This window comes from Capnocytophaga sp. oral taxon 332 str. F0381 (assembly GCF_000318275.2).
GTDB lineage: Bacteria > Bacteroidota > Bacteroidia > Flavobacteriales > Flavobacteriaceae > Capnocytophaga > Capnocytophaga bilenii.
In genome coordinates, this window is sequence record NZ_KB291331.1 from 24,721 (window position 1) to 48,064 (window position 23,344).

The following is a 23,344-nucleotide window of genomic DNA, read 5'->3' on the forward strand; positions in this document are numbered from 1 at the left end:
TTTCGGCAAAGATACAAAATAATAACAAATGACCGTCAATTCAAATTTCATAATTCACAATTTTTCCAATTGTTCTCCACCGAACCTTCAGCGAAGGATGAGCGAAGGTTGAGCGAAGGATAAAATTAAACATTATTTTATATCTTTGCAGCCCAAATTTGACTATAAAATGAATAAAAAAACATACGAAGATTTAGAATTCAACACAGTACTCTCACAAATAGCCGAACTTTGCACTACCCCACTTGGTAAAAAATACGCCTTGCGCATTCAGCCTTTTGATGACGAAGATGCTCTGCTCCTTGCCCTCGATCAAACTAATGAGTATGCTTCTTCGTTTGAAAATAACAATACCATACCCTCACATTACGCAGAGAGTATCATCAACGAAATCAAACTATTAGCTATAGAAAACGCTATCCTCGAAACTCAAGCTATCCAAAAAATACACCGTATTAGCGAGGTAACTCACACTCATATCACTTTTTTCCGTAGGTTTGATGACCTATACCCTACCCTATGGGAAACTTCTGATAGCATTCAGTACGCTCCCGAAATTACTGAGGCTATTGAAAAAATAATAGATAAATACGGCGAAGTAAAAAATGATGCTTCACCAGCTCTTACCGAGATACGCCATAGCCTGAGTGTGCTGAAAGGTAAAATAAACGACAGCTTTAACCGTGCTTTAGCCGAATACAACGCCGCTGATTATCTTGATGATATACGCGAAACTATAGTAGATAACAAGCGCGTTCTAGCTGTAAAGGCTATGTACCGCCGTAAAGTGCAAGGTACACTATTGGGCAGCTCAAAAACGGGAAGTATTGTATATATAGAGCCTCAACAAACGGAACACTACTCACGCGAATTATCAAACTTACTTTATGACGAACATCAAGAAGTGCAACGTATTCTACAAGAACTCACGGCTTTCTTAAGTGGCTTTACACAAGTGTTAAAGGACTATCAACGCTATATCACAGCTGTTGATATTATCTATGCCAAAGCAAAATACGCTCACCAAATGCACGCTATTTTGCCCGAAATTACTCAAGAACGCGAACTTATATTACGTGATGCCTACCACCCTTTGCTATACCTTAGCAATGCCAAAAAAGGAGCTACTACTTACCCACAAACCATTCGCTTGAACGATGAAAATCGCATCATCGTAATTTCAGGACCTAATGCAGGTGGAAAGAGTATCACCCTGAAGACAATTGGGCTATTGCAGCTAATGTTGCAAAGCGGAATGTTAGTACCCGTACATTATCGCTCCAAAATGTGTTTATTCCAATACGTACTCACCGATATAGGCGACAACCAGTCTATTGAAAATCACCTCAGTACTTATAGCTACCGACTAAAAAATATGAACTACTTTTTGAAAAAGTGCAACAATCGTACTCTATTTTTGATAGATGAGTTTGGTACAGGTAGCGACCCCGAATTAGGAGGTGCTTTAGCCGAAATATTTTTAGAAGAATTTTACGACCGCAAGGCTTTTGGCGTAATTACAACCCATTACACCAATCTGAAAATACTTGCCGATGAACTTCCTCACGCTTCTAATGCCAATATGCTCTTCAACGACAAAACTTTAGAGCCTATTTACAAGCTTATCATAGGCGAAGCGGGTAGCTCGTTCACCTTTGAAGTAGCACAGAAAAACGATATTCCCTATGCGCTTATCAACCGAGCTAAAAAGAAAATAGAAAAAAGCAAAGTGCGTTTTGATGCCACTATTGCCAAGCTACAAAAAGAACGCTCTCGTATGGAAAAAACTGCCGAAACCCTCAAAGATGAAGAAGTAAAAGCACGCGAAGAAGCCAAACGATTAGAAGAACTCAATAACAAAGTAAAAAACAAGCTCATCAATTATCAAGAGTTATACGACCAAAGCCAACGTATGATTACATTAGGTAACAAAGTAGACCAGTTAGCCGAACGATATTTTTACGATGGCAAACGCCGACCACTAATAGCCGAAATATTACGCCTGATAGAAACTGAAAATGCCAAGCGAAAAGCAGTGGATAAAGAACAACGCACCCAACAAAAAGAAGAGAAAAAAGCTACTGAAAAAGAAGTCCACCAGCAAATGGAAACTATTAGGCAGCAGCGCAAGGAAGAAAAGAAAGAGCGTCTTGCCCAAGAGCGCGCCAGCAAAGAAAAACTACAGCGTGCCCTTGCCGTTGGCGACCGCGTACGCATAAAGGACAGCAAGAGTGTAGGCACTATAGATAAAATAGAAAAAGGAAAAGCCTTGCTAAACTACGGAATGTTTACCACTACTGTAGCCATAGACGAGCTGGAGCTGGTACAAAAAATAAAATAAAAAAATCTTTTCAACTTGTAGATTCAAATTAAATTGTTAATTTTGCACCATTCTAAATTAACAAATTACAATCTTATGTTTAAGAAATTATTATTAATGGTTATGCTTGTGATAAGTCCTTTGTTATTTGGGCAACAGCACAAGATAAAAGGAATGGTAACCGATGAAACCAAATTTGCAGTTGCAGGGGTAATAGTACGCTTGCAACAGCAGCCCAACATTACGGCTTATACCAATGAGCAAGGTGCCTACTCATTGAGTTTTACTCCCGAAGGAAAAGAGGTGATACTGGAAATCATCAAAGAAGGTTTTGAGAAGCAAACGGTAAAAGTAGTGCTTCAAAACAATGAAAACCGCATTACCTATGTAGATTTGTCGTTACCCAAAGAAGCCATCACCCTTGATGAAGTGGTAGTGAGCGACAATCCTAGCTTGATAGCCAATTCGGAAGCTCTTTCGCGCAAAAAATTAGACAAAGTACCTGGAGGTACTAACATTGCCAACCTGAAAGATTTATCAGAAAAGCGTTCGCAAACCCTTAAAGATGCCTTAGTACGTCAGCCAGGGGTTATTATACAAGAGTTTTTTGGCGGTAACGACCAGCCACGCCTTAACATCAGAGGGTCAGGAATACAAAGTAACCCACAATCAAGAGGAGTAGCCTTATACCAAGATGGTATTCCTATCAATTTTGCCGATGGTTCGTACATTATAGGCGTATTAGAGCCTCAAGCTTCTAATTTGGTGGAAGTGTATCGAGGAGCTAATGCTATGGAATACGGAGGGGCTACGCTTGGAGGGGCTATGAACTTCGTAACCAAAAACGGCTATAACGCCTCACCACTAAGCGTAAAAATGGAAGCTGGTAGCTTCAATTACTTCAATAGTAGCTTGTCATCAGGTTTTACATCGGGCAAGAATGACGGTTTTGTATCTACTTCTTACAGCAAAAGCAATGGTTATCGCACCTACAATAGTTCTAAGCGATTTAATGCTTTGCTAAACGTAGGACGACAATTTACCCAAAAGTTTGAAAGCCGTTTATACGCCTCATTCACCGATTTGTATTTTGATATATCAGGTCCACTCACTCGCCAACAATACGAGAGCAATAGTCGCCAGATAAACGCAGCACCTAAACTCACTGCTCCTTATGCTTTTGGGCCTAATGTGGTACGCGACAAACCCAACCGCAGTAGTAAAATAGCGAGATTTGGCAGCAAATCGGCTTATCGTTTTAGTCCTAACAGCTTGCTCACAGCCACCTTATACTATCAATACGCCGATGACGCTTTTGTATACCCTATAGCTACCAATATACGCCACGATTACAACAACGATTATGGTATTCGTCTTACCTACGAATACAATACATCTAAAAATGACTTATCAGTGGGCGTACATCTTAGTCAGGGGAAAATGCACCAGCTGCGCAACATCAATGAGCAAGGCAATTTTGGGGCTTTGTTTGCTAAACAAGACCTTTTGTCAGACCACGCTGTAGCACATCTTTCAGATGTATATCGCATTACTGATAAGTTTTGGGTAAATGCAGGAGTACAAGCTAGCTATGATACACGCAAAATAGAAGACCTATACGATGCCTCTTCACGCCCTATGTCGTTTTTTGCAGGGAATAACCTACGCCGCGTGCAAAGTCCGGCACCTGTAAGAAAATTAGATAATAAATATAAGTATAGTGCAATAAACCCCAAGGCAGGTATTATTTACAAATTTAGCGAAAACGCACAAGTGTATGGCAATTACAGCTGGAGTTATGAACCTCCTACATTCTTAGAAATCATTCGCCTCACAGGAGGAGCAACAATGAGCGGTACCCGTGTGCTCTTCCCTAATAGTAGCAATGCCAACTCAAGTGCTAAAGACATAGGAGCTTTTGAGCTAAAAGCACAAAAAGCACAAACTGCCGAAATAGGCACTAAAGGTAATATTACAGATGTTTTTGTGTGGAATGTGAGTGCATATTATTCTTGGGTGAAAGATGAAATATTCACCCTTACCGATGGTGAAATAGGCATTAATGGTATTACCGTAAATGCTCCTTATGGTACAGTACACCGAGGGGTAGAAGCTGCTCTGCAATCTACCTTTGCGAAAAACATATTTAGCAGCAAAGGCGATAGCTTTACGCTTTTTGTAAATTATAACTATAGTGATTTTATTTTTGACGGAGGAGCCCTAAAAGGAAACCAAATAGCAGGTATCCCCACCCACTACCTTTATGGAGCGTTAGACTATAAGCACCCTACAGGCTTTTTTGCCGAAGTGAATGTAGAAGCACTGCCCACCAAAACTCCTACAGACCATAAGAATACTTACTATCAAGACCCTTATGAGCTATTAGGGGCTAAAATAGGACTTAAGAGAGGTAATTGGACACTGTTTTTCCAAGCCAATAACTTATTAGACAAGGTATATGCCTCAAGCTACCTGATACAAGACCAAGTTACACCACCTCCAGCACGTATGGGAATGCGAGTATTCAATCCACGCCCTACAATTGCTGATAAAACAAACTTTATTCCCGGTGTAGGGCGTAATTTTGTAGGAGGTATTACTTACACTTGGTAAGATTTATTTATCACCCGTTACTACCCAATAGTAGCGGGTGATTTTTTTACCGCTCTTAGTAGATAACACTTCCTGAAAAGACTTTTGAGTAACAACCTTAAAACCCACTTGCATAAATAATTGAGCTATTTCTTCAGGAGTATAAAGCTGAAAACCTTCTTTAGCAAAAGGGGCTTTCTCTAATACAGCTTTATCAATAAAAGTAAATGTTATTCTACCCCCAACAGCAAGCAGTTGATAAATATCCGCACAATAGCGCAGCAAATCATCAATAAAATAAATAGTGTTTACTGAAAAACACAACTCAAAAGGAGCTTCCTGCATAGGTAGTTCATCAGGAGCAGTTTGACAAAAAGAAACACGCCCCTCTTCAATCTTTTGGCGATTATTAGCAATAGCTTCAGCTACCATAGCTGCCGAAATCTCAGCCCCTACATATTGTAAATCAGCTTCTTTAGCAAACAAATAAGGCAAGTGTTTGCCATTGCCAAAACCTATTTCGAGCAGCTTTATATTAGGATGAAGAATCAAACTATCAATAGTAGTATAAATCATTTGGCTATTAGAAGCGAAGAGATAATCGCCCACTTCTTGCGCTTTTTCGCCTATAGGGCATCGCAATAATTGCCCTAAAAGGCGCATATCATCAATAGGAGGGTTCATTGCTTTATATTAGATTTTCAATTAGTTAGGCTGCAAAGATACATTTTTTTTATAAAATAGTTTGCTCATTAGCGCAAAAAGCCGTAATTTTACCCGTTCAAAACTAGTAGTATTATAACATATGAAAATATTAGTATGCATCAGTAGTGTCCCCGATACTACTTCTAAAATAAACTTTACAAGTGATTTACGCAAGTTTGACCCATCTGGGGTACAATTTGTCATCAACCCCAATGATGAGTTTTGCCTTACAAAGGCAATCTTACTAAAAGAAAAATTAGGTGGTAGCGTAACTATAGCCAATGTAGGTACTGCTGAAACCGAACCTATATTGCGCAAAGCCTCAGCAGTGGGTGCTGACGATATTATACGTGTAGATGCCTCGCCCACCGATGCTCTTATGGTGGCTACCCAATTGGCAAAAATAGCCAAAGAAGGTAATTACGACCTTGTTTTGGCAGGAAAAGAGTCTATTGATTACAATGGTGGTAAAGTAGGTGGGTATATAGCAGCTTTGCTAAATTATCCATTTATTAACCAATGTGTAGGATTGGAAATAGAAGGCAACACTGCCACTGCCGAACGCGAAATAGATGGTGGTAAAGAAAAGGTAAAAGCAGCCCTACCGCTGGTAGTTGGCGGACAAAAAGGGATTACCCTTGAGCGCGACCTTCGCATTCCTAATATGCGTAACCTAATGGCTGCCCGCACTAAGGTGATTAATGTACTACCTGCTGAAAATGCTCCAGAGCGTGTAACAACTGAAGGTTTTGAAAAACTACCAGCCAAACAAGCTATCAAAATGATTGATGCTAATGATATAGATACTTTGGCAGAAGTAATTTTGAGCAATAGATAATTAACAACATTCAAAAATAGAAAAGATGATTCTTATATATATAGATACAGAAGAGGGGAAGATAAAAAAAACTGCCTATGAGGTAGCTACTTATGCCAAAGCACTCGCTACTGAGCAAAATACAACAGTAGCTGCCATAACTATCAATGCTAATGATACAGAAATATTAGGCAACTATGGAGTAGATAAAATACTTGCAGTAAATGAGCCACGTTTGGTACACTTTTCGGCTAAAGCCATAGCGCATATACTTACCCAAGCTATTGAACAAACACAGGCTACAACGGTGATATTCAGTAGTTCGTTAGCAGCTAAAAGCATTGCACCGCTATTGGCAATCAGGCTACAAGCTGGGTATGCCAATAATGTAATTTCGCTACCCGATAGTAACTTTGTACTGAAGTGTAACGCTTTTAGCAATAAAGCCATCACACTTGAAAAAATTACAACACCTATAAAAATCATAAGTCTTGCCAACAATGCTTTTGCTCCCCAGCAAAATACTGTTGAAGCTACAATAGTACCCTTTGCTCCTACCCTTACAGCAGAGGATTTTGATATAGAAGTTATTGCTACCGAAAAGTTGGGCAATAAAATATCATTAGACGATGCGCAAGTAGTAGTATCGGGAGGTCGCGGACTAAAAGGAGCTGAAAACTGGAAAATGATAGAAGAGTTGGCGCAAACATTAGGAGCAGCTACAGCTTGCTCTAAACCCGTAGCTGATATGGGCTGGAGACCTCATTCTGAACACGTGGGACAAACAGGAAAGCCTATTGCCCCTAATTTGTATATTGCAGTAGGTATTTCAGGAGCTATTCAGCACTTGGCAGGAGTAAACGCTTCTAAAGTGAAATTGGTTATCAATACGGACCCTGAAGCTCCTTTCTTTAAAGCTGCCGACTATGGTGTTGTAGGTGATGCTTTTGAAATAGTACCAAAACTAATAGAAAAATTAAAAGCTAAATTATAATGAACTCTACTAAAATAGCTGCTGTAAAAACACTCTTACAAGCTCAACCTAAAATAAGCATTATCCCTCATAAAAACCCCGATGGTGATGCCATAGGGAGTTGTTTGGGGCTTTGTATTTACCTAAAAAACAAGGGATATGATGCTACTGTAGTATCACCTAATGATTTTCCAAACTTTTTGAAGTGGTTACCTGCAGCTCAAGAAATTGTAGTGTATGATAGTACCCCCGAAAAGGCACAGCAACAATTACAAAGCAGCTCACTTATCTTTACACTCGACTTTAATAATCTAAAACGTGCTGATGGGCTTGCACCTTTGTTAGAAGAGCACAAGGCTACTTTTGTAATGATAGATCACCACTTAGAACCCGATGACTACGCGCAAGTAACTTTTTCATCTCCTGAAGAAAGTTCTACTTGTGCAATGGTTTATGCTTTTATAGAAGCTATGGGTGATAAAGAACTTATTGACAGTAATATAGCTACTTGCCTATATACAGGCTTGATGACCGATACAGGTAATTTTAAATATCCTACTACTACCAGCGAAACCCTAAGAATAGCGGCTGCCCTTGTAGATAGAGGAGCTGATAACAGCCTTATAAATACTAATGTGTATGATACCAACTCTTATGATCGTTTACAGCTATTAAGTGTAGCACTGAAGAATTTGATTTATTTGCCTGAATATCACACAGCCTATATAACCCTTACAGCTGACGAATTACAACAGCATAACTTTAGGAAAGGTGATACAGAAGGGTTTGTAAATTACGGACTTACTATTAAAGATGCAGTATTGGCTGTTATCTTTATTCAGGAAGGAAACTACGTAAAGATGTCATTGCGTTCTAAAGGAGATGTAGATGTAAATATTTTGGCGCGTGAACACTTCAATGGAGGTGGGCATCAGAATGCTGCAGGCGGTAGATATGACGGCAATATGGCTGAAGCAGTAGCTTATTTTAGAAACGTATTACCACAGTTTATTAAATGAATATATTAAAAAAAATCATCTTAGGAAGTGTAGTTACCCTCGCACTGAGTGCTTGTGGTGATCATCAAGCACGACACCCCATAACAAAAAAGACAAGTACTTTTTTGAAGGAATCGGCAGCTAAAAACAAAGCCTTATTGGCATCTGAACAAGCTCAAATAGAGTCTATTATAGCTAAAGATACCATACATACTTTTATAGACTCTCAGCACGGTTTTAAGTTCTACTACCTTACTAAAAATGCAACTGCTACTTATACAGCACAGTTTGGTGACATAGTTACTTATGACTATAGCCTTTCTGATTTGGAAGGTAATGAGCTGTATCAAGAAAAGCCAGATGGGGAATATAAATACTATGTAGATAAAGAAGAACTCTTTCAAGGATTGCGTTCGGCATTAAAATTGCTAAAAGAACAAGAAAGTGGTGTTTTCTTTTTTCCTTCTAGTGTGGCGTATGGTTATCGTGGCGATAAAGATAAAATTAGTTACAATCAGCCTATCATAGCCAAAATAGAGGTATTTAAGATAGAAAAGAACCAAGAAAAAGTACTCCCCCGACCTGAATAAGTAATAATTAAAAATAAGCATATGAGAAGAATGAATTTTATTGCATTGCTATCAGCAATGTTTGTGTTTTTTAGTTGTAGTTCGCAGAAAAAAGCATACAAAGACTTAGGTGATGGGCTTTTTGCTGATATAGAAACTACTGAAGGAAACATAGTAGTAAAACTAAATTACAAAGAAGTTCCTGTAACAGTGGCAAATTTTGTAACTTTAGCCGAAGGCAAAAACAACTTCGTAAAAAAGGAATACAAAGGGAAACCTTTTTATGAAGGTACTATCTTCCACCGTGTGATAGACGGCTTTATGATACAAGGTGGTGACCCTACAGGTACAGGTATGGGCGATCCTGGTTATCGTTTTGAAGATGAGTTTGACCCTAACTTAAAACACAGCAAAAAGGGGATTTTATCTATGGCTAATTCTGGAGCTGACACCAATGGTAGCCAGTTTTTCATTACTCAAGTACCTACCCCACACTTAGATGGTAGACACGCTGTTTTTGGAGAAACTGTAAAAGGCGATGAGGTGATAGATATTATTGCTAAAGCTCCTCGCGATGAAAGAAATCGTCCTAAAAAAGACATTAAAATCAAAAAAATTACTATTATAGCAAATGGTAAAGACGCTAAAGCGTTTAATGCTGTAGAAGTGTTTAACAACTACTTTAAAATCATAGAGGTACGAAAATCAAAAGGTATTGAGGCTGCAAAAGTACTTAATGAAGAGTTCAAAAAACAAGAAGCTGAACTAAAAGCATTACCTTCAGGAATCAAAATACTAAGTGTAGTACAAGGCAGTGGAGAAAAACCTCAACAAAACCAATTAGTTTTAGTAAATTATGCTGGATATTTGCAAAATGGTACTCTTTTTGATTCGAATATCAAAGAAGTTGAAGAGCAATTTGGTAAATACAACGCATTGCGTGACAGACAAAATGGTTATAAACCTATACCATTCCCTTACACTCCATCAGCAGGACTTATACCAGGCTTTAAAGAAGCACTTCTCACTATGAAAGTGGGTGATAAAATACGTGTATTTATTCCATCGGCTTTAGGTTATGGCGAAGCAGGAGCAGATGGTGTTATCCCACCTAATAGCAACTTAGTATTTGATATAGAAATTACTGATATTGCAAAATAATCTACTAAGAGGCTGTTGGTTTTGGATTGACAGCCTCTTATAATTTAAATTCTTCATATTATGGATACAGATAAAACAACAAACAATTTATTCCAGTCTAATACCTTTAGACTGATATTAATAGGCTTATTAACCTTAGTATTGCTTATTCCGCTTTTATTCGTACAGAACTTAGTAAGCGAACGCAAAGAAAGGCAAGAATCAGTAGTGAATGAAATTGCTAATAAATGGGGAGGCGAGGTTTTCTTCTATGGTCCTATCTTAAAAATCCCTTATAAAGTATATGGTAACAACACTTTTGAAATAAGATATGCTTATTTCTTTCCCGAAGTACTAAAAAATACATCAAACGTAAAAACTGAAACCAAAAAGCGCAATAACTATGAAACAGTAGTTTTTAATGCTACTATGGATTTTTCAGGTAACTATATAGCCCCCGATTTTAGCACTAAAGGAATCGCCAATGAGCATATTGAGTGGAACAAGGCTACTATTCTTATCAGAACTACCAACTTGGCAAGTATTAAAAATGGTGTTACTATCAAATTAGGTGGCAAAGATTACCCCTTTGAACCTATTTACGAACAACGCAACAATGATGAGCGCTATTACGATGATAATAATGACGATGTAGCATCCTTAGAAACAGGATTTATCAACTTCCAAGAGTTTTTAGCCAATCCTTCATTTGAATTTTCAATACAATACGATGGAAGCAAGAAAATAGCAATAGTACCTATAGGAAAGACTACCGAGAGTACCCTTAGCTCTAACTGGGCAAACCCAAGCTTTATGGGCAATTTCTTGCCTTATGATAAGCAAATTAATGCCAATGGTTTTACCGCTTCGTGGCGCGTGTTACACATCAACCGACCATTTGCACAACAATCCTTTGGCACGTTACCCAGTATAGCACCATACACTTACGATGTAGATTTTATCATCCCTGTAGATGAGTATCAACAAAACGAACGTGTTGCTAAATATGGTTATTTGGTGATATTCCTCACTTTCTTAATCTTCTTCTTAATACAATCTATCAGCAAAATAAAAATACATATTTTTCAGTATACGATGATAGGCTTAGCACTTGTGCTGTTCTATACGCTCCTTATTTCAATTACTGAACATAGTAGCTTTTCATTTGCTTACTTTATATCTTCTTTGATGACTGTAGGGCTTATTAGTTTGTACTCCATTTCAATACTGAAGAATAAGAAGTTCCCCACTTTTATATTTGCATCATTGGCAGCGCTATACGGTTTTATTTACGTGATTATTCAGCTTGAAAATTATGCCTTATTAGTAGGAAGCATTGGGCTATTCGTTATTTTGGCAACAGTGATGTACGTATCACGCAAGGTAGAATGGTCAGCTCAATAATAAAAAAACATTATAATAATTGTTAATTGCTAATAATTTTGTATTTTTGCGGCAATAAACACTAATTAAGAATAAAATGTCAGACAAGAAAGAACTATCATTTGATGTTTTGATTGAGATTCCCAAAGGAAGTAGAAACAAGTATGAATACGATTTTATCTTGCGCAAAGTGCGTTACGATCGTATGATATTCTCTTCAATGATGTACCCAGCCGATTATGGTTTCGTACCAGAATCATTAGCTTTAGACTCCGACCCGTTAGATGTGTTGGTCTTGGTTACCGAACCTACCTTCCCAGGCTGTGTGATGGAAGTAAAGCCTATAGGCGTATTCCATATGGCAGACGAAAAAGGACCTGATGAAAAGGTAATATGTGTGCCCGTATCAGACCCTATTTGGAACAAAATGAACGACCTTAGCGACCTAAACCCGCACCTTATCAAGGAAATTGAACACTTCTTTAGTGTATACAAAGACTTAGAAAAGAAAAAGGTAGCTATACACGGTTGGGGTAATGCTGAAGAAGCAATAAAAATATACCACGAGTGTAAAGAACGCTATATTGGTAGCCGTAAAAACTTCTCAATTAACTAAAAACAGTAAAGTTGCCAATGTACAAAAATATGTGCATTGGCATTTTTATTAATACTAATAAGGATACTTCAGATGGTTTTATTCAAAAAAGACCCTTTTGGGCATTTCCTCTTCGTTAAAAAATGGCTTATACGCATATTTGGAATTATAACCCATAGTCGTTATGATGGTTTCAATCAGCTAAAGATTGAGGGGTCGGACATTATACGTGCTTTACCCCCTCAGAACGTAATGTTTATATCAAATCACCAAACATACTTTGCCGATGTTACCGCTATGTATCACGTGTTCAACGCAAGCCTAAAAGGACGCAAAGATACCCTTGATAATATGTTCTATTTATGGAATCCGAAGTTAAACATCTATTACGTAGCCGCTTCTGAAACGATGAAATCGGGGATATTACCCAAAATATTAGGCTATGCAGGTGCTATTCCTGTGAATAGAACGTGGCGTGAAAAAGGGAAAGAAATACATCGTGAGGTACGCCAAAGCGATGTAGAAAACATAGGCATTGCATTAGCTGACGGCTGGGTGATTACTTTCCCACAAGGTACTACCTCTCCTTGGAAACCTATCCGCAAAGGCACAGCACATCTCATCAAACAATACAAACCCATAGTAGTGCCTATAGTGATTGATGGGTTTAGGCGTTCGTTTGATAAAAAAGGTATCAATATAAAAAAGAAAGGGGTTCAACAATCTATGATTATTAAACCTCCTTTACAGATAGATTATGAAAATGATACCGTAGAAGAAATTGTTACTAAAATAGAAATAGCTATAGAGCAACACGAATCATTCTTAAAAGTAAAAAAATTAGAACCTAATAACGCGCCACAAGTAGAAAGTAAGCAATAATCCTATAGTAGCCAAGCCAGCACCCATCAGTGAAGGATAGTTAGTACTAAGCCCATAAAGCAGCGGCAGTCCGCCCACATAAGCACCAATAGAATTAGCCGTATTAAAGCCTGCTTGCATAAAAGCGGCACCCATCATTTCCGATTGTGGTGCGCAGCGAAAAATAAGCATATTAAGCGGCGAACCTAATGACATCGACATTGCACCACATACGAATGTAAGTACCCACGCTATAGGCTGTATATGCGAAAAAAAGAAAACCAACAACAAAACAGTAATAAGCAATAAAGAGATATAAATAGTAGCTTTGATAGGCGATAAGCGGTCGGTAAGCCACCCTCCCAACAGGTTACCTACCACCATTCCCGCACCAGCTACAATCATCACTACCGATTTCATATCAGAGCTTATATGAGCCGTCTCCAACATCAAAGGCTGTATATAACTAAACCACGCAAAAAGACCACCGCAACCAAAAGCCGTAATAGCCAATACCAATAAAGATCTCGGATTAAAGAACAAACGTACTTCACGTTTCACACCAATATCCCTTTTATGCTCTACATTAGGTAAGAAGAAAAATATAGACAACATCGTAAGCAGCCCTAAAGCCGAAACACAGCCCATCGCCATACGCCAGCCTATTATAGCACCCACATAAGTGAGTAACGGCACCATTACCAAATTGGCAACTGTAAGTCCTGCAAACATAATCGAGATAGCAAAAGCCTCTTTACCCTTAGGAGCTAATTGCTTGGCAACAATAGCCCCCACCCCAAAGAAAGCACCGTGAGGCAAGCCCGAAAAGAAACGAGCTAATAACAAAGTAATGTAATTGGTAGAAAAGGCAGAAACCCCATTGAAGAGTGTAAATAGTATCATAAACAATAATAGTATCTTCTTAGGGTTGTACGAAGCAGCCAGTGCAATGAGCGTAGGAGCCCCTATCACTACCCCTATAGCATAAGCCGAAATAAACCTCCCTGTAATAGCATCCGTCAAACCCATATCTTCACCTATTACACGCAATAAACCCATTATTAGAAACTCTGTAGCTCCTAAAGCCAAGCCTCCTATAGCTAAAGGCCACAATTTTTTTATCATAGTTTTTATTTTTAAGCGGGCAAAGATACAAAAATTATTGATGATGATAAGGCTCGTTCCTCAAAATCGTAAAAGCACGATACAATTGCTCTATAAAAAAGAGCCGTATCATTTGGTGTGAAAAAGTAAGTTTAGAAAGCGATAACTTACCATTAGCCCTATTATATACCTCCTGAGAAAAACCATAAGGACCCCCAATAACAAAAGTAAGCTGTTTAATACTTGTATTCATTTTCTTCTGAAGTTCATCAGCAAAAGCTACTGATGTATATTCTTTACCACGCTCATCCAAAAGAATAAGGTAGTGAGAAGACTCTACATTACTAAGAATGAGCTCCCCCTCTTTTATTTTTTGCAGCTCCTCAGTGAGCGATTTACTATTTTTAATATCAGCGAGTAACTGTAGTTCAAAATTAATATAGCGAACCAATCTTTTTTCGTAAGTACTAATAAGCTGCTGTAATGCAGCACTATCGGTTTTTCCTATAGCTATAAGCTTAATATTCATTTAATTCTTCTAATATTTTTTTATTACTATTCATTACTAGTTTTCTTATCTTTTTGCTCCTTGAATTTTTTAAAAAAATAAACCAAAAGATAATATATGATTTTTTCATATCTTACTAACTATGATTTTTTGCTCTTTAAGCAATATGATTAGTTTGTTGTATTGTCTTTTTTGTACTTCCACAATATTTTTATAGACTCTATTTCATTATTATACTTCATAACATCAATAAAATAAAAACCTTTTCTAAAACTAATCTCAAAGTCTATACTTCCCATTAAATACTGCACATTTTCAAAAAAAATGTGCATTAACTCATTTGTTTTTATATTTCTTATGATTATTTCTTCTGAATATACACAAGAAAGTCCATCTATTACCATTTTTTCCATTTCCTCTTTAAAGTCTCCTGTAAAATATATCTCTCGAATAGGAATAGGAATTGTTTCTAATGTATAAGTTTTTGACTTATCGTAAATAACATCTCCTTTAAGCTCTTTGTTAAATAAAATAGTCTTTCCTTCTTCTATCATCTTAAAAGTAATTGAACCATCACAATTTTGTGAATAACAATAATAGTTTAGTATGAATAATGATAAATATTTTATTTTGTGAAACATCTTTCTAACATTTTTTTTATTTCTTCAATAATTTCTTCTCTGTCAAATAATCTAATAGTTATTTTTAATAAATCTGGAATATATGCATCCTCTTTTGGATTAGCTATATGAATGTGTCCCGTTTTTATATTACTAAAATTTTTATCCCTAACCCTTGCAATTCTATAAAATATCTCATTAGAAAGATAATTCCCTCCAGATCCTCTTATACTCTTCCCTTCAGGTGTTATATCTATACAATTTTCATTTTTATTATGAATATTAGCTACTTTTATATCTTCTTCATCTAATATTGTTTTCTCTCCAAGGATGTCTGAAATTTTTTTAGGAACACTTTTCTCTACACCTGTAGTAGACTCATAACTCTGGTCATAAAAAAACACTTGTTTTTTGACATCAAAATGACTTGCTATTTCATCTGTAATAATTTTATTAACAGGTAGTGTAGTTTCATAAAATTCCTTCCCAATTATTTCATTGTTTTTAAATCTTGATTTATCGTTTTCCTTGTAAATACCGATATTCATATTATCCTGCCCCCCACCTCTGTTTTTTGCTGCAAATCGCTCAATATCAAAATGATACCAACTTCCATTTAAACTTAAAGATATTATAAAATCTACTTCTTTTTTAGCAATAAGATCTGAAACCACCTCTTCTACACAACCTTGATCAAAATCCTCATATCTTACAGGAAAGATACAAGTTTGTATAAAATAATCTCCTATTATTGTTTTATTAAAAGCTAAGGCACATACACCGCTCGGATTGCTTCTATATATATTATTATTTAAAGAAAAAGGATCAAATCCTGTTACTAATACTCGTTTCTTATTACCTGCTTCAGAGAAACTTATTTTATAATTACGGCTATTTTTTTCAAATATGCGGATAATCTTCTCTAATTTGCTACCTTCTTTTATCTTATTTTTGTTGTGATCAATGTCATTTTTAAATGCAGGATGCCGTTTTAGAGCTACTTGCATTTTTATTCTAGCCCAATAAAGAGAACGATCGTCGATGTTACTATATTTATTTGATTTATGACTATCAGCAACAGCCGCTTTCCATAGTTCAGTAGCTTTTTTAGCAACAAAATTATTGAAATTCCCTGAGTTATCATTTAATTCTTTTATGAAATCATCTACAACAGAAGAAATACTTTTATATTCTCCATTTTCAATATAATGATCTTCACAACTTTTATTAGATAATAATGCTGACCGACGTCCTATTAATTCTTCATAGTTTCTCTTGTAAGTAAAAGGAATTATAATATATTTATTTTCTTTTTCTCCATTGCCATTTTTTATTTTTAAAGTATCTTCAATATCTAATTCAAATTTCTTTAATTTATTATTTACTGTTTTATATTCCTCAACATATTCTTCGTCTTTTTCATTATATGCAGATAATGGAAAAATGAAATTACACTCAAACCTTTCTGTTTTTTCTTCCCATTTGGCTTCTAAGTTATTTGCAATACGCTCTCCTTTAGAGTCTTTTATATTCAGAAAAAGTACTTTTTTTTCTATTTTTCTATCGGGTTTGACAGTGATTTTAAACTTTTCTTGATAATAAATATCATCTGTATCTTTTAATTTAGCAATAGGGTTGTTTTTGTGGTCGAACAACTCTATAGTGTACTCAATTGTTCGCTCTTCCTCACTTTTTAAAGAAAAATCTCTATCAGGTGTACCTACCAAAACAGGAGAAATTCCTAAAGAAGGCTTATTTACTTGAAACCCTTTTAACTTTAAAGGTGTGTTTTTCTTTGCATCTATAATTTTTCCATCAATACTAAGGGTTAGATAGTAGTTTTTTTCTTTCCCTAAGAACATTGCAGTTACATCCATTAACGTAATATTTTCAAACCATAGAACACCTTTGAGAGGTATTTTACCTTTACCTTCCCAAAGAGGCACTTCTTTAGGAGCTTCTGTGCCTACCTTCTTATCCCATATTTGCAGAGTAACTTCTTCTCCTTGCATATCAATAGCTTTTACACAGACCGTAATTTGTTCTCCAAAGCCATAAGTTTCTTTAGTCGCTTTCTTGCTGCTATCCCTAATGAGTAAGTCAGTGATTTTTGCTTCTCCTTTGCTTGGAATGATTTCTAAGCCTTCCAAAGTAAGGCGTTCTCCCTTTGCGGTATAGGCACGCAATAAAAAGCGTTCTCCCAATGCTTTTTGGGAAAACTCTAATCGGATTTTTCTGCCTATATCTTCAAAGTCTACTTTTATCCACTCACCATCAACCTCTCTAAAAAGTCGCCAATGGATTTCGGTATCTTCAGGCAAGGTGGTAGCACTTAACTCATACCACTCATCATCACCTACTTTTGGGGTTGTATTTCCTTTGTATGTAATCATTTTTATGATGTGTTATTTAAGTTGTTAACTATATTTTACTACCTTTCAATTACTTTTAACCGCACCCTTTTCTCCACTGGTCGCTCAGGTATGTATTCGTGTGTTGAATAATGTTTTTTTTTCTCTTTGGCTCTTTCTTTTATTAGGTTTAGTTTAGGGAGAAAGTACTCGTTAAACTCTTTTATTTCTATATGATCTGGCCAATACCGTACAGCAAAAACCTTATTGCCTAATAAAATACATAGGGTTTCATCTATATGAAAGCAAAAAGTCCCTCTTAACAGAGGATTAAAAAAAACTGTATAATCCACTATGTGCCTAAACCCCAAATGACCTATATAATTGTAGTCGCCCTGATTCGTCCTTGCTATTACATCTGAATCAACCGAGGTAAAAGACAGTATTCTATTTTTGTATACTGTCATAATGCATTGCTCTTCAGGGTTGTTCTTAAAATCAATATAAGAAATGAGATTTTCACCATCTTCATAATCGACAACACTTTTTTTAAAGTGGAATTCGGGCATAGAGAAACGTTCTATGCTGTCAAAATCTCCTGTGTAATACTTAGTATCTTTATATATCTTTTCGTATTTTTTAGAAACTTCCAATAACCTCTTTACGTGCACCTTTGCCAAACTATCATAAGCCGACTTGTTATAGAAAAACACTATGGTGTCTGTTTTTATCTGGGCTATAGCAGTGAAAGAGAACAGTAAAAATAAATACAATAAAAACTTTTTCATTTTTCTGATGTGTTATTTAAGTCATTTGTTTTTCGTGATAAGGCTAGAATTATATACACCTTAGATTGTGAGCTGTTAAAACTTGAAAGTACACCTTCTCCATTTTTATCTCTTCTTGGGTCTCTAAATTCTATATAGCCAAAGGTTGAAAAATCGAGCTTGTATCTAATTGCCGTAACCAGTATAGCGTGCCCCATTCCCTTCTCTTGCATTTCCTCATCTGCAAAGCATAAATATACAGGCTTATTGTTTTGTAGGCTCTCTACTATAAATTGTATTGCCTCTTTCTTTTTCTTATCAGGAATCCCCTTCGCAAAATAAGGGTCATTAGGGTTGTCTAAAAAAGCCTTCACATCAAAACCTATTGTCGTTAAATATCCAATGCTATTAAGAGCACTAAGCCCACTATCTTTTCTTTTGTCCTGATCCTCCCTAAAGTTAGGATTAGAAAAACCCAAGTAATTTGCCGCAATTTGAGCCATTGTGGGCACACAATCATACTCTCCTCTTTGAAAGATTCTTTGTGGCAAGTCCATTGTTTCAGTGTCCCATTCAGATTGCTTAAGTTCAGCTGTTAATTGCTGATTGGTGCTCTTTAATGTGATTATAGCTGTAACGACAGCAGTAGGTTGCAACCTCACTATTTTTAGTATTATCTTATCTCGGTCGGCTTTAAGCTTGTAATCACGGAGTATCTTCTCTTCTAATATCTTTTCATCATGCTGAAAATCAACCGTGTCATTAGGCAACTCAATATTAACCACTTCATCTTTGAGATAATTCCCCGTCATCTCCAAACATAAACTATCATTAAGCCGAAAGTTCTTTTCACTGATTCGTTTTCCTCGCTCATCTGTAAAATAAGCCTTTTTAATACAAGGTGTTCTCGTTTTTACAAAGTTATCATTCTCTTCTAATTGCATTAATGGAAACAAGATGTTTATTACCTCCTGTCGTGCATTACGAATGTTTTGCTCTGTTATCTCAGCTACTTGTCCGTGGTTGATGATGCTGATACAGTCCTTTCCGCCTATGGGGCAGGTGGCTTTACTGTCCTCTAAAAGGGGATGCCCGTTGTTTTCCTCATAGGTAACGTTCTCATAAGCACCGCTCCATTGAGTTACCATTGCCTGACAGGGTTTATAGCCCCCACCTGGTAGTGGTTGCATCTGACATAGCCCAAAGGTGTTTTTCTCAAAAAAAAAAATATCATATATACCCATTACGTTTTTTTCTAATCAAAAGGAGTGGGAGGAATAACATCTTCCTCTGTAAATTTTGAAATTTCTAATGTTTTAGGTTCTAAAAAAGTTTGTTCGCCATTGTCGCCTATCAACTGAAAAGTGAGATAACTATTGTCGCGATTTACGCGAATATCTAAGTGAGCGGTTACCTTATCTGCTTCTTTTCCAAATACTTCTTGATAAGCTGCTACTACTGCTTCCCAATCAAAACTTACTTCAGCCAAATATTTTTCTCCGTTTTCTGCTTTATACCAAATTACTAATTCTTTAAACAAGGGACGTTTTTGAATAGGTTCTTCTAAATAGAAGAAATCTTCTTTACCCATATAGGAAACGAAATCAGTATACAAGGTAGCTCCAGCTTCTCCATTCCAATAGCGGTAATTGACATCACCTATTTTTCCATTGGGAATTTCATAGACAGGGAACCATTGGTATTGATGGTTTCTATAACTATCCCATAAGCCAAAGGGGATAGGTTTGTTTTTATTGGCTTCGCGTACTGCTTTAGGAATTGTTAAGTCACTATTTAAAACCTCTTCTCTATCCTCTTTGCTAAATATAAGGCGTTCGTGACTATCTAAGCCAGGTGGCTCTTTCAAATCTATTTTTTCGGCTTGGTATCTTCCTATTTCAGTAATTTTTTTATAACCTCTACCTACCCATAACACTACTACGCCACCAGGGGCAATACCCACTACTATAGTATCATAGGTTTTATGTCTTACTTCTCCATTAGGTACTCTCTGATTAAAACCTTCTCTAAAAAGTTTTGCTATCTTTTCGTAATCAATAGCCGTTTTGAGCCTATAGAAGCAATCTTCTTTATAGGAGAGCCATACCATATCTACGCTTTTAGGTAGCTTGTCCATTGAAGTGCTTTCATAACCAAAAGCATTTCCCCAATCGGGTTCTTCTTTTTCAGTGTACAACTCTCTTACAATGGGTCTTCCACCTACCATAGCGGCATAAAAACGTATAGGGTAACCTATGGGAGTATTCACCGCTACTCCCCATTCATATTCAGGCTCAGCATTAGTATTAGCCTTATTTTGTTTTGCTTTATACCCCCAACAGCCCGTAAGCCATAAGGCTATAAGTATAAACAAGATGAAAATAGTGGTTTTTATCATAAGAATAGTTTTTTTTCTGCAAATATAGAACTAAAAAGCGTATTTTGTTTTCTATCTATTTATTAGTTATCAAAAGGAGGAGCATATTTCTGATTTGCTTCCCCTATATCAATTAATTTAGGTTCTATATAAAAAGAAGCTGTCCGAAAAGCTTTTAAAAGTATGATTGCACCACACAGAGCCTGTCCGAAAAGTTTTAAAAGCACGATTACGCCACACACTTTGGCAAACTTTCAGAGTTTGCCAAAGTTAATTACTCTGATAATCAATCGCTTTTATTCACATTGTAGGGGCGATTGGCAAATCGCCTTCACAAAACAAAACTTTTCGGACACCCTCTTAATCGCTCTGATAATCAATCACTGCTCGCCCCACCAATTCAAAATTCATAATTCATAATTCAAAATTCATAATTCTCTCTTTTTTTCTTCTTTTTTGAAACACTTACTCTTTTTAGCCATTGTGCTTGTGCTCTGGCTTCCTCTAAGGTAATGAGCGGCTGCTTGGAATAGCATCTCATAAAGAAAAAACATTGCCAAAGTTCAAAAAACTTTGGCAATGTTGCTATTTCTCATTTGTTATTTGTCTTATACTAAAATTCGTCAATGTTATACGCTTTTAGCTTGTTGTAAAGTGTCTTACGCGTAAAGCCCAATAGTTTTGCAGCCTCCGTCTTATTGTTTTGCGTTTCGTGCAATGCCCCTATAATGAGTTCGCGTTCATTTTCTTTAGTTGAAAACGTAAATCGCTCGGTAGGGAAATGACGCGTTTCGTGTATCACCATATCGGGCAACTCATTTTCTGTAATATAATTACCCGTAGCAAGTAGTGCAGCACGTTTCACCATATTTGAGAGTTCGCGCAAGTTACCCCCCCAAGTGTACATCGACATCTTTTGCACTGCTTTTTCGGTAAAGCCCTGCACGTTTTTATGCAATTTTTGGTTCGCTTTTTCTAAAAAGTAAGATGCAAAAATCATCAAGTCGTCTTTTCGCTCATTCAATGAAGGCACGTTGATAGAAAACTCATTCAAGCGATGGTACAAATCTTCGCGAAATTCGCCTTTTTTCACAGCCTCCAACAAATCTTCATTGGTAGCTGCCAACACCCTGATATCTACTTCTATTTCTTTAGAGCTACCTATTGGTTTTATACGGCGTTCTTGCAAAGCGCGCAGTAGCTGTATTTGGTTCTCATAGCTTAGGTTACCCACTTCATCAAGGAAGATAGTACCGCCATTAGCCTCCTCAAAATGACCTTTTTTATCGGTAATAGCCCCTGTAAACGAACCTTTTACGTGCCCAAAAAACTCACTTGCTGCTATTTCTTTAGGAATAGCACCACAATCTACTGGTATAAAAGGCTTATTGCGACGGCTACTCTTCATATGGATAGATTTTGCAACCACTTCTTTACCTGTACCACTTTCACCCATTATCAAAACAGACATATCGGTGGGCGCTACGAGGTTGATAAACTTGCTTAACTTTTTAGAAGCGGCACTTACCCCTTCTATATAAGGGTTATCGTCATCTATAACAGGTAGTTTGGCTACTTTAGCAGGTACGCTATTATCGGCTGGTTTTTCGGTAAAAATAGTGCCCGCTGTAGCTATGTTGTGCATACTATTTTGGGCGTTTTTTATTACATTCAGCACGTCTTCTTGCTGAAAAGGTTTCGATATATAATCAAAAGCTCCTAATTTCATAGCTTCTACCGCTGTAGATACTTCGGCATAACTTGTCATTACCACTACAGGCATTGTAGGGTAAGCGTTTTTTACACGTTTGAGGAAGCTGATACCATCTCCATCGGGTAATCTAAGGTCTGTAAAAACCATTTTTATTGACATATCAAGGTTTTTTCCCGCTTCTTCTAGCGTATAACACCCTATTACATCATAACCATTACGTTCTAAAAAACGACTTAGCATCTTTGAGAAAACTATATCGTCCTCCACTAAAAGAATGGAATTTTTCATAATTGCTTGTTGTATAATAAAATTATTTATAAGTTTATAAAGCGTGCAAATGTACAAAAAAAAACAATACAAAACACAATATTCGTAAAAAAAGACTTCCTTTCACAAAAAAGGAAGCCTTTCTCAATGCATATAATATAAATACTACTACTAACTTCGTGTTAGTTGTCCCAATGAATGACTTGGTAAGCAATTAAAAACTTTAGCAATGTTCTCTATAGGAGTTGTTTCCCAACAACACAATGTAATTTAGTTTTTTCAGAATGTTTCGCTTTAATGATTTCTTATCTAACAATGTTTCTTTTAGCAATTTCTTCTCAGTATTTTAATTTTATACCAATCTTATTTAGAAATCATCATTCATCTATTCTATAGTATACACAAGTGTAAATCAAACGTTACATATTTTAATATGAAAAAATCGTGCCAAACTATATCAAATAGGAAAATATTTTTTAAACTCACTTACTATCAACAAAATACGATGTTAAGGCTTTCTTACAAAAATCTTAATAAAAGATACGATTATTGTTTAATTACACAGTTTTTAATAAGTAGGTGTTACGTCTTTAAACGTTGGAGTTTCTTTGATTTGAAGGGGTTTAGAGGGCTATCTTTCCCCTTATCTTCTGTCACGTCCTAAAAAAGGTTTACAGTTATCT

General features: G+C 36.5%; 19 protein-coding genes. 10 read left to right on the top strand and 9 right to left on the bottom strand.

Annotated features, from left to right (window positions below; translation table 11 throughout):
• Nucleotides 1-169 precede the first annotated feature (169 nt).
• On the top strand, nucleotides 170-2,341 hold the full coding sequence (locus tag HMPREF9075_RS09375; protein ID WP_009416315.1) for a MutS domain V protein: 2,172 nt from the start codon (nucleotides 170-172) through the stop codon (nucleotides 2,339-2,341).
• A 75-nt stretch (nucleotides 2,342-2,416) separates the two neighbouring features.
• The gene (locus HMPREF9075_RS09380; RefSeq protein WP_009416316.1) at nucleotides 2,417-4,933 is read left to right on the top strand and encodes a TonB-dependent receptor domain-containing protein; all 2,517 of its coding nucleotides are present in this window, start codon (nucleotides 2,417-2,419) and stop codon (nucleotides 4,931-4,933) included.
• Between the two features lie 3 nt (nucleotides 4,934-4,936).
• Here the strand turns inward: HMPREF9075_RS09380 and HMPREF9075_RS09385 are convergent, their stop codons facing one another.
• Entirely contained in the window at nucleotides 4,937-5,596 is a 660-nt protein-coding gene (locus HMPREF9075_RS09385; RefSeq protein ID WP_009416317.1) for a class I SAM-dependent methyltransferase, read from the bottom strand.
• Between the two features lie 121 nt (nucleotides 5,597-5,717).
• On the opposite strand from HMPREF9075_RS09385, the gene HMPREF9075_RS09390 reads away from it, so the two are divergent.
• From HMPREF9075_RS09390 to HMPREF9075_RS09425, 8 genes are all read left to right on the top strand, one after another.
• The gene (locus tag HMPREF9075_RS09390; RefSeq protein ID WP_009416318.1) at nucleotides 5,718-6,455 is read left to right on the top strand and encodes an electron transfer flavoprotein subunit beta/FixA family protein; all 738 of its coding nucleotides are present in this window, start codon (nucleotides 5,718-5,720) and stop codon (nucleotides 6,453-6,455) included.
• Nucleotides 6,456-6,480: 25 nt separating this feature from the next.
• The gene (locus HMPREF9075_RS09395) at nucleotides 6,481-7,428 is read left to right on the top strand and encodes an electron transfer flavoprotein subunit alpha/FixB family protein (RefSeq protein WP_009416319.1); all 948 of its coding nucleotides are present in this window, start codon (nucleotides 6,481-6,483) and stop codon (nucleotides 7,426-7,428) included.
• Nucleotides 7,428-8,426 (top strand): bifunctional oligoribonuclease/PAP phosphatase NrnA, encoded by a 999-nt coding sequence (locus tag HMPREF9075_RS09400; protein WP_009416320.1) that lies wholly within the window; start codon nucleotides 7,428-7,430, stop codon nucleotides 8,424-8,426. Before HMPREF9075_RS09395 ends, HMPREF9075_RS09400 begins: the two co-directional genes overlap by 1 nt.
• Nucleotides 8,423-8,995, top strand: a complete 573-nt coding sequence (gldI, locus tag HMPREF9075_RS09405) for a gliding motility-associated peptidyl-prolyl isomerase GldI (protein WP_009416321.1) — start codon at nucleotides 8,423-8,425, stop codon at nucleotides 8,993-8,995. Before HMPREF9075_RS09400 ends, gldI begins: the two co-directional genes overlap by 4 nt.
• A 21-nt stretch (nucleotides 8,996-9,016) precedes the next feature.
• Entirely contained in the window at nucleotides 9,017-10,135 is a 1,119-nt protein-coding gene (locus tag HMPREF9075_RS09410) for a peptidylprolyl isomerase (RefSeq protein ID WP_034557431.1), read from the top strand.
• Nucleotides 10,136-10,195: 60 nt separating this feature from the next.
• Nucleotides 10,196-11,518 carry a cell envelope integrity protein CreD gene (gene creD / locus HMPREF9075_RS09415; protein WP_009416323.1) on the top strand — a complete coding sequence of 441 codons (1,323 nt, stop codon included), beginning with the start codon at nucleotides 10,196-10,198 and terminating at the stop codon, nucleotides 11,516-11,518.
• Nucleotides 11,519-11,594: 76 nt separating this feature from the next.
• The gene (locus HMPREF9075_RS09420) at nucleotides 11,595-12,113 is read left to right on the top strand and encodes an inorganic diphosphatase (RefSeq protein WP_009416324.1); all 519 of its coding nucleotides are present in this window, start codon (nucleotides 11,595-11,597) and stop codon (nucleotides 12,111-12,113) included.
• 72 nt (nucleotides 12,114-12,185) lie between these two features.
• Nucleotides 12,186-12,974 carry a 1-acyl-sn-glycerol-3-phosphate acyltransferase gene (locus HMPREF9075_RS09425; RefSeq protein WP_009416325.1) on the top strand — a complete coding sequence of 263 codons (789 nt, stop codon included), beginning with the start codon at nucleotides 12,186-12,188 and terminating at the stop codon, nucleotides 12,972-12,974.
• Here the strand turns inward: HMPREF9075_RS09425 and HMPREF9075_RS09430 are convergent.
• The 8 genes from HMPREF9075_RS09430 to HMPREF9075_RS09465 all read right to left on the bottom strand — a co-directional run bounded on the left by HMPREF9075_RS09430 (nucleotide 12,933) and on the right by HMPREF9075_RS09465 (nucleotide 22,682).
• Nucleotides 12,933-14,078: an MFS transporter gene (locus HMPREF9075_RS09430; protein ID WP_009416326.1), complete on the bottom strand. Its 1,146-nt coding sequence runs from the start codon at nucleotides 14,076-14,078 to the stop codon at nucleotides 12,933-12,935. The two genes, HMPREF9075_RS09425 and HMPREF9075_RS09430, sit on opposite strands and share 42 nt — an antisense overlap.
• A gap of 34 nt (nucleotides 14,079-14,112) precedes the next feature.
• The gene (gene rlmH, locus HMPREF9075_RS09435; protein WP_009416327.1) at nucleotides 14,113-14,586 is read right to left on the bottom strand and encodes a 23S rRNA (pseudouridine(1915)-N(3))-methyltransferase RlmH; all 474 of its coding nucleotides are present in this window, start codon (nucleotides 14,584-14,586) and stop codon (nucleotides 14,113-14,115) included.
• Between the two features lie 149 nt (nucleotides 14,587-14,735).
• Nucleotides 14,736-15,119, bottom strand: coding sequence for a hypothetical protein (locus tag HMPREF9075_RS09440; protein WP_062079421.1), 384 nt, complete (start codon nucleotides 15,117-15,119; stop codon nucleotides 14,736-14,738).
• A gap of 71 nt (nucleotides 15,120-15,190) precedes the next feature.
• Nucleotides 15,191-17,578 carry a hypothetical protein gene (locus tag HMPREF9075_RS09445; protein WP_009416330.1) on the bottom strand — a complete coding sequence of 796 codons (2,388 nt, stop codon included), beginning with the start codon at nucleotides 17,576-17,578 and terminating at the stop codon, nucleotides 15,191-15,193.
• A gap of 38 nt (nucleotides 17,579-17,616) precedes the next feature.
• Complete coding sequence (locus tag HMPREF9075_RS09450; protein WP_009416331.1) at nucleotides 17,617-18,324, bottom strand: hypothetical protein; 708 nt, start codon at nucleotides 18,322-18,324, stop codon at nucleotides 17,617-17,619.
• A complete protein-coding gene (locus HMPREF9075_RS12915; RefSeq protein WP_009416332.1) occupies nucleotides 18,321-19,547 on the bottom strand; it encodes a PAAR-like protein in 1,227 nt (408 codons plus the stop codon). The genes HMPREF9075_RS09450 and HMPREF9075_RS12915 overlap by 4 nt, the downstream gene beginning before the upstream one ends.
• Before the next feature lie 11 nt (nucleotides 19,548-19,558).
• Complete coding sequence (locus HMPREF9075_RS09460; RefSeq protein WP_009416333.1) at nucleotides 19,559-20,701, bottom strand: DUF2931 family protein; 1,143 nt, start codon at nucleotides 20,699-20,701, stop codon at nucleotides 19,559-19,561.
• A 592-nt stretch (nucleotides 20,702-21,293) separates the two neighbouring features.
• Nucleotides 21,294-22,682 carry a sigma-54 dependent transcriptional regulator gene (locus tag HMPREF9075_RS09465; RefSeq protein ID WP_009416337.1) on the bottom strand — a complete coding sequence of 463 codons (1,389 nt, stop codon included), beginning with the start codon at nucleotides 22,680-22,682 and terminating at the stop codon, nucleotides 21,294-21,296.
• Between the last annotated feature and the right edge of the window lie 662 nt (nucleotides 22,683-23,344).

Bases quoted from the DNA above. Each gene is read 5' to 3' on its own strand.
- gldI (WP_009416321.1), top strand. From the start codon at position 8,423: ATGAATATATTAAAAAAAATCATCTTAGGAAGTGTAGTTACCCTCGCA.
- HMPREF9075_RS09410 (WP_034557431.1), top strand. From the start codon at position 9,017: ATGAGAAGAATGAATTTTATTGCATTGCTATCAGCAATGTTTGTGTTT.
- HMPREF9075_RS09420 (WP_009416324.1), top strand. From the start codon at position 11,595: ATGTCAGACAAGAAAGAACTATCATTTGATGTTTTGATTGAGATTCCC.
- HMPREF9075_RS09380 (WP_009416316.1), top strand. From the start codon at position 2,417: ATGTTTAAGAAATTATTATTAATGGTTATGCTTGTGATAAGTCCTTTG.
- HMPREF9075_RS09390 (WP_009416318.1), top strand. From the start codon at position 5,718: ATGAAAATATTAGTATGCATCAGTAGTGTCCCCGATACTACTTCTAAA.
- HMPREF9075_RS09445 (WP_009416330.1), bottom strand. From the start codon at position 17,578: ATGATTACATACAAAGGAAATACAACCCCAAAAGTAGGTGATGATGAG.
- HMPREF9075_RS09375 (WP_009416315.1), top strand. From the start codon at position 170: ATGAATAAAAAAACATACGAAGATTTAGAATTCAACACAGTACTCTCA.
- HMPREF9075_RS09440 (WP_062079421.1), bottom strand. From the start codon at position 15,119: ATGATAGAAGAAGGAAAGACTATTTTATTTAACAAAGAGCTTAAAGGA.
- HMPREF9075_RS09430 (WP_009416326.1), bottom strand. From the start codon at position 14,078: ATGATAAAAAAATTGTGGCCTTTAGCTATAGGAGGCTTGGCTTTAGGA.
- rlmH (WP_009416327.1), bottom strand. From the start codon at position 14,586: ATGAATATTAAGCTTATAGCTATAGGAAAAACCGATAGTGCTGCATTA.
- creD (WP_009416323.1), top strand. From the start codon at position 10,196: ATGGATACAGATAAAACAACAAACAATTTATTCCAGTCTAATACCTTT.
- HMPREF9075_RS09395 (WP_009416319.1), top strand. From the start codon at position 6,481: ATGATTCTTATATATATAGATACAGAAGAGGGGAAGATAAAAAAAACT.
- HMPREF9075_RS09400 (WP_009416320.1), top strand. From the start codon at position 7,428: ATGAACTCTACTAAAATAGCTGCTGTAAAAACACTCTTACAAGCTCAA.
- HMPREF9075_RS09450 (WP_009416331.1), bottom strand. From the start codon at position 18,324: ATGAAAAAGTTTTTATTGTATTTATTTTTACTGTTCTCTTTCACTGCT.
- HMPREF9075_RS09460 (WP_009416333.1), bottom strand. From the start codon at position 20,701: ATGATAAAAACCACTATTTTCATCTTGTTTATACTTATAGCCTTATGG.
- HMPREF9075_RS12915 (WP_009416332.1), bottom strand. From the start codon at position 19,547: ATGGGTATATATGATATTTTTTTTTTTGAGAAAAACACCTTTGGGCTA.
- HMPREF9075_RS09465 (WP_009416337.1), bottom strand. From the start codon at position 22,682: ATGAAAAATTCCATTCTTTTAGTGGAGGACGATATAGTTTTCTCAAAG.
- HMPREF9075_RS09385 (WP_009416317.1), bottom strand. From the start codon at position 5,596: ATGAACCCTCCTATTGATGATATGCGCCTTTTAGGGCAATTATTGCGA.
- HMPREF9075_RS09425 (WP_009416325.1), top strand. From the start codon at position 12,186: ATGGTTTTATTCAAAAAAGACCCTTTTGGGCATTTCCTCTTCGTTAAA.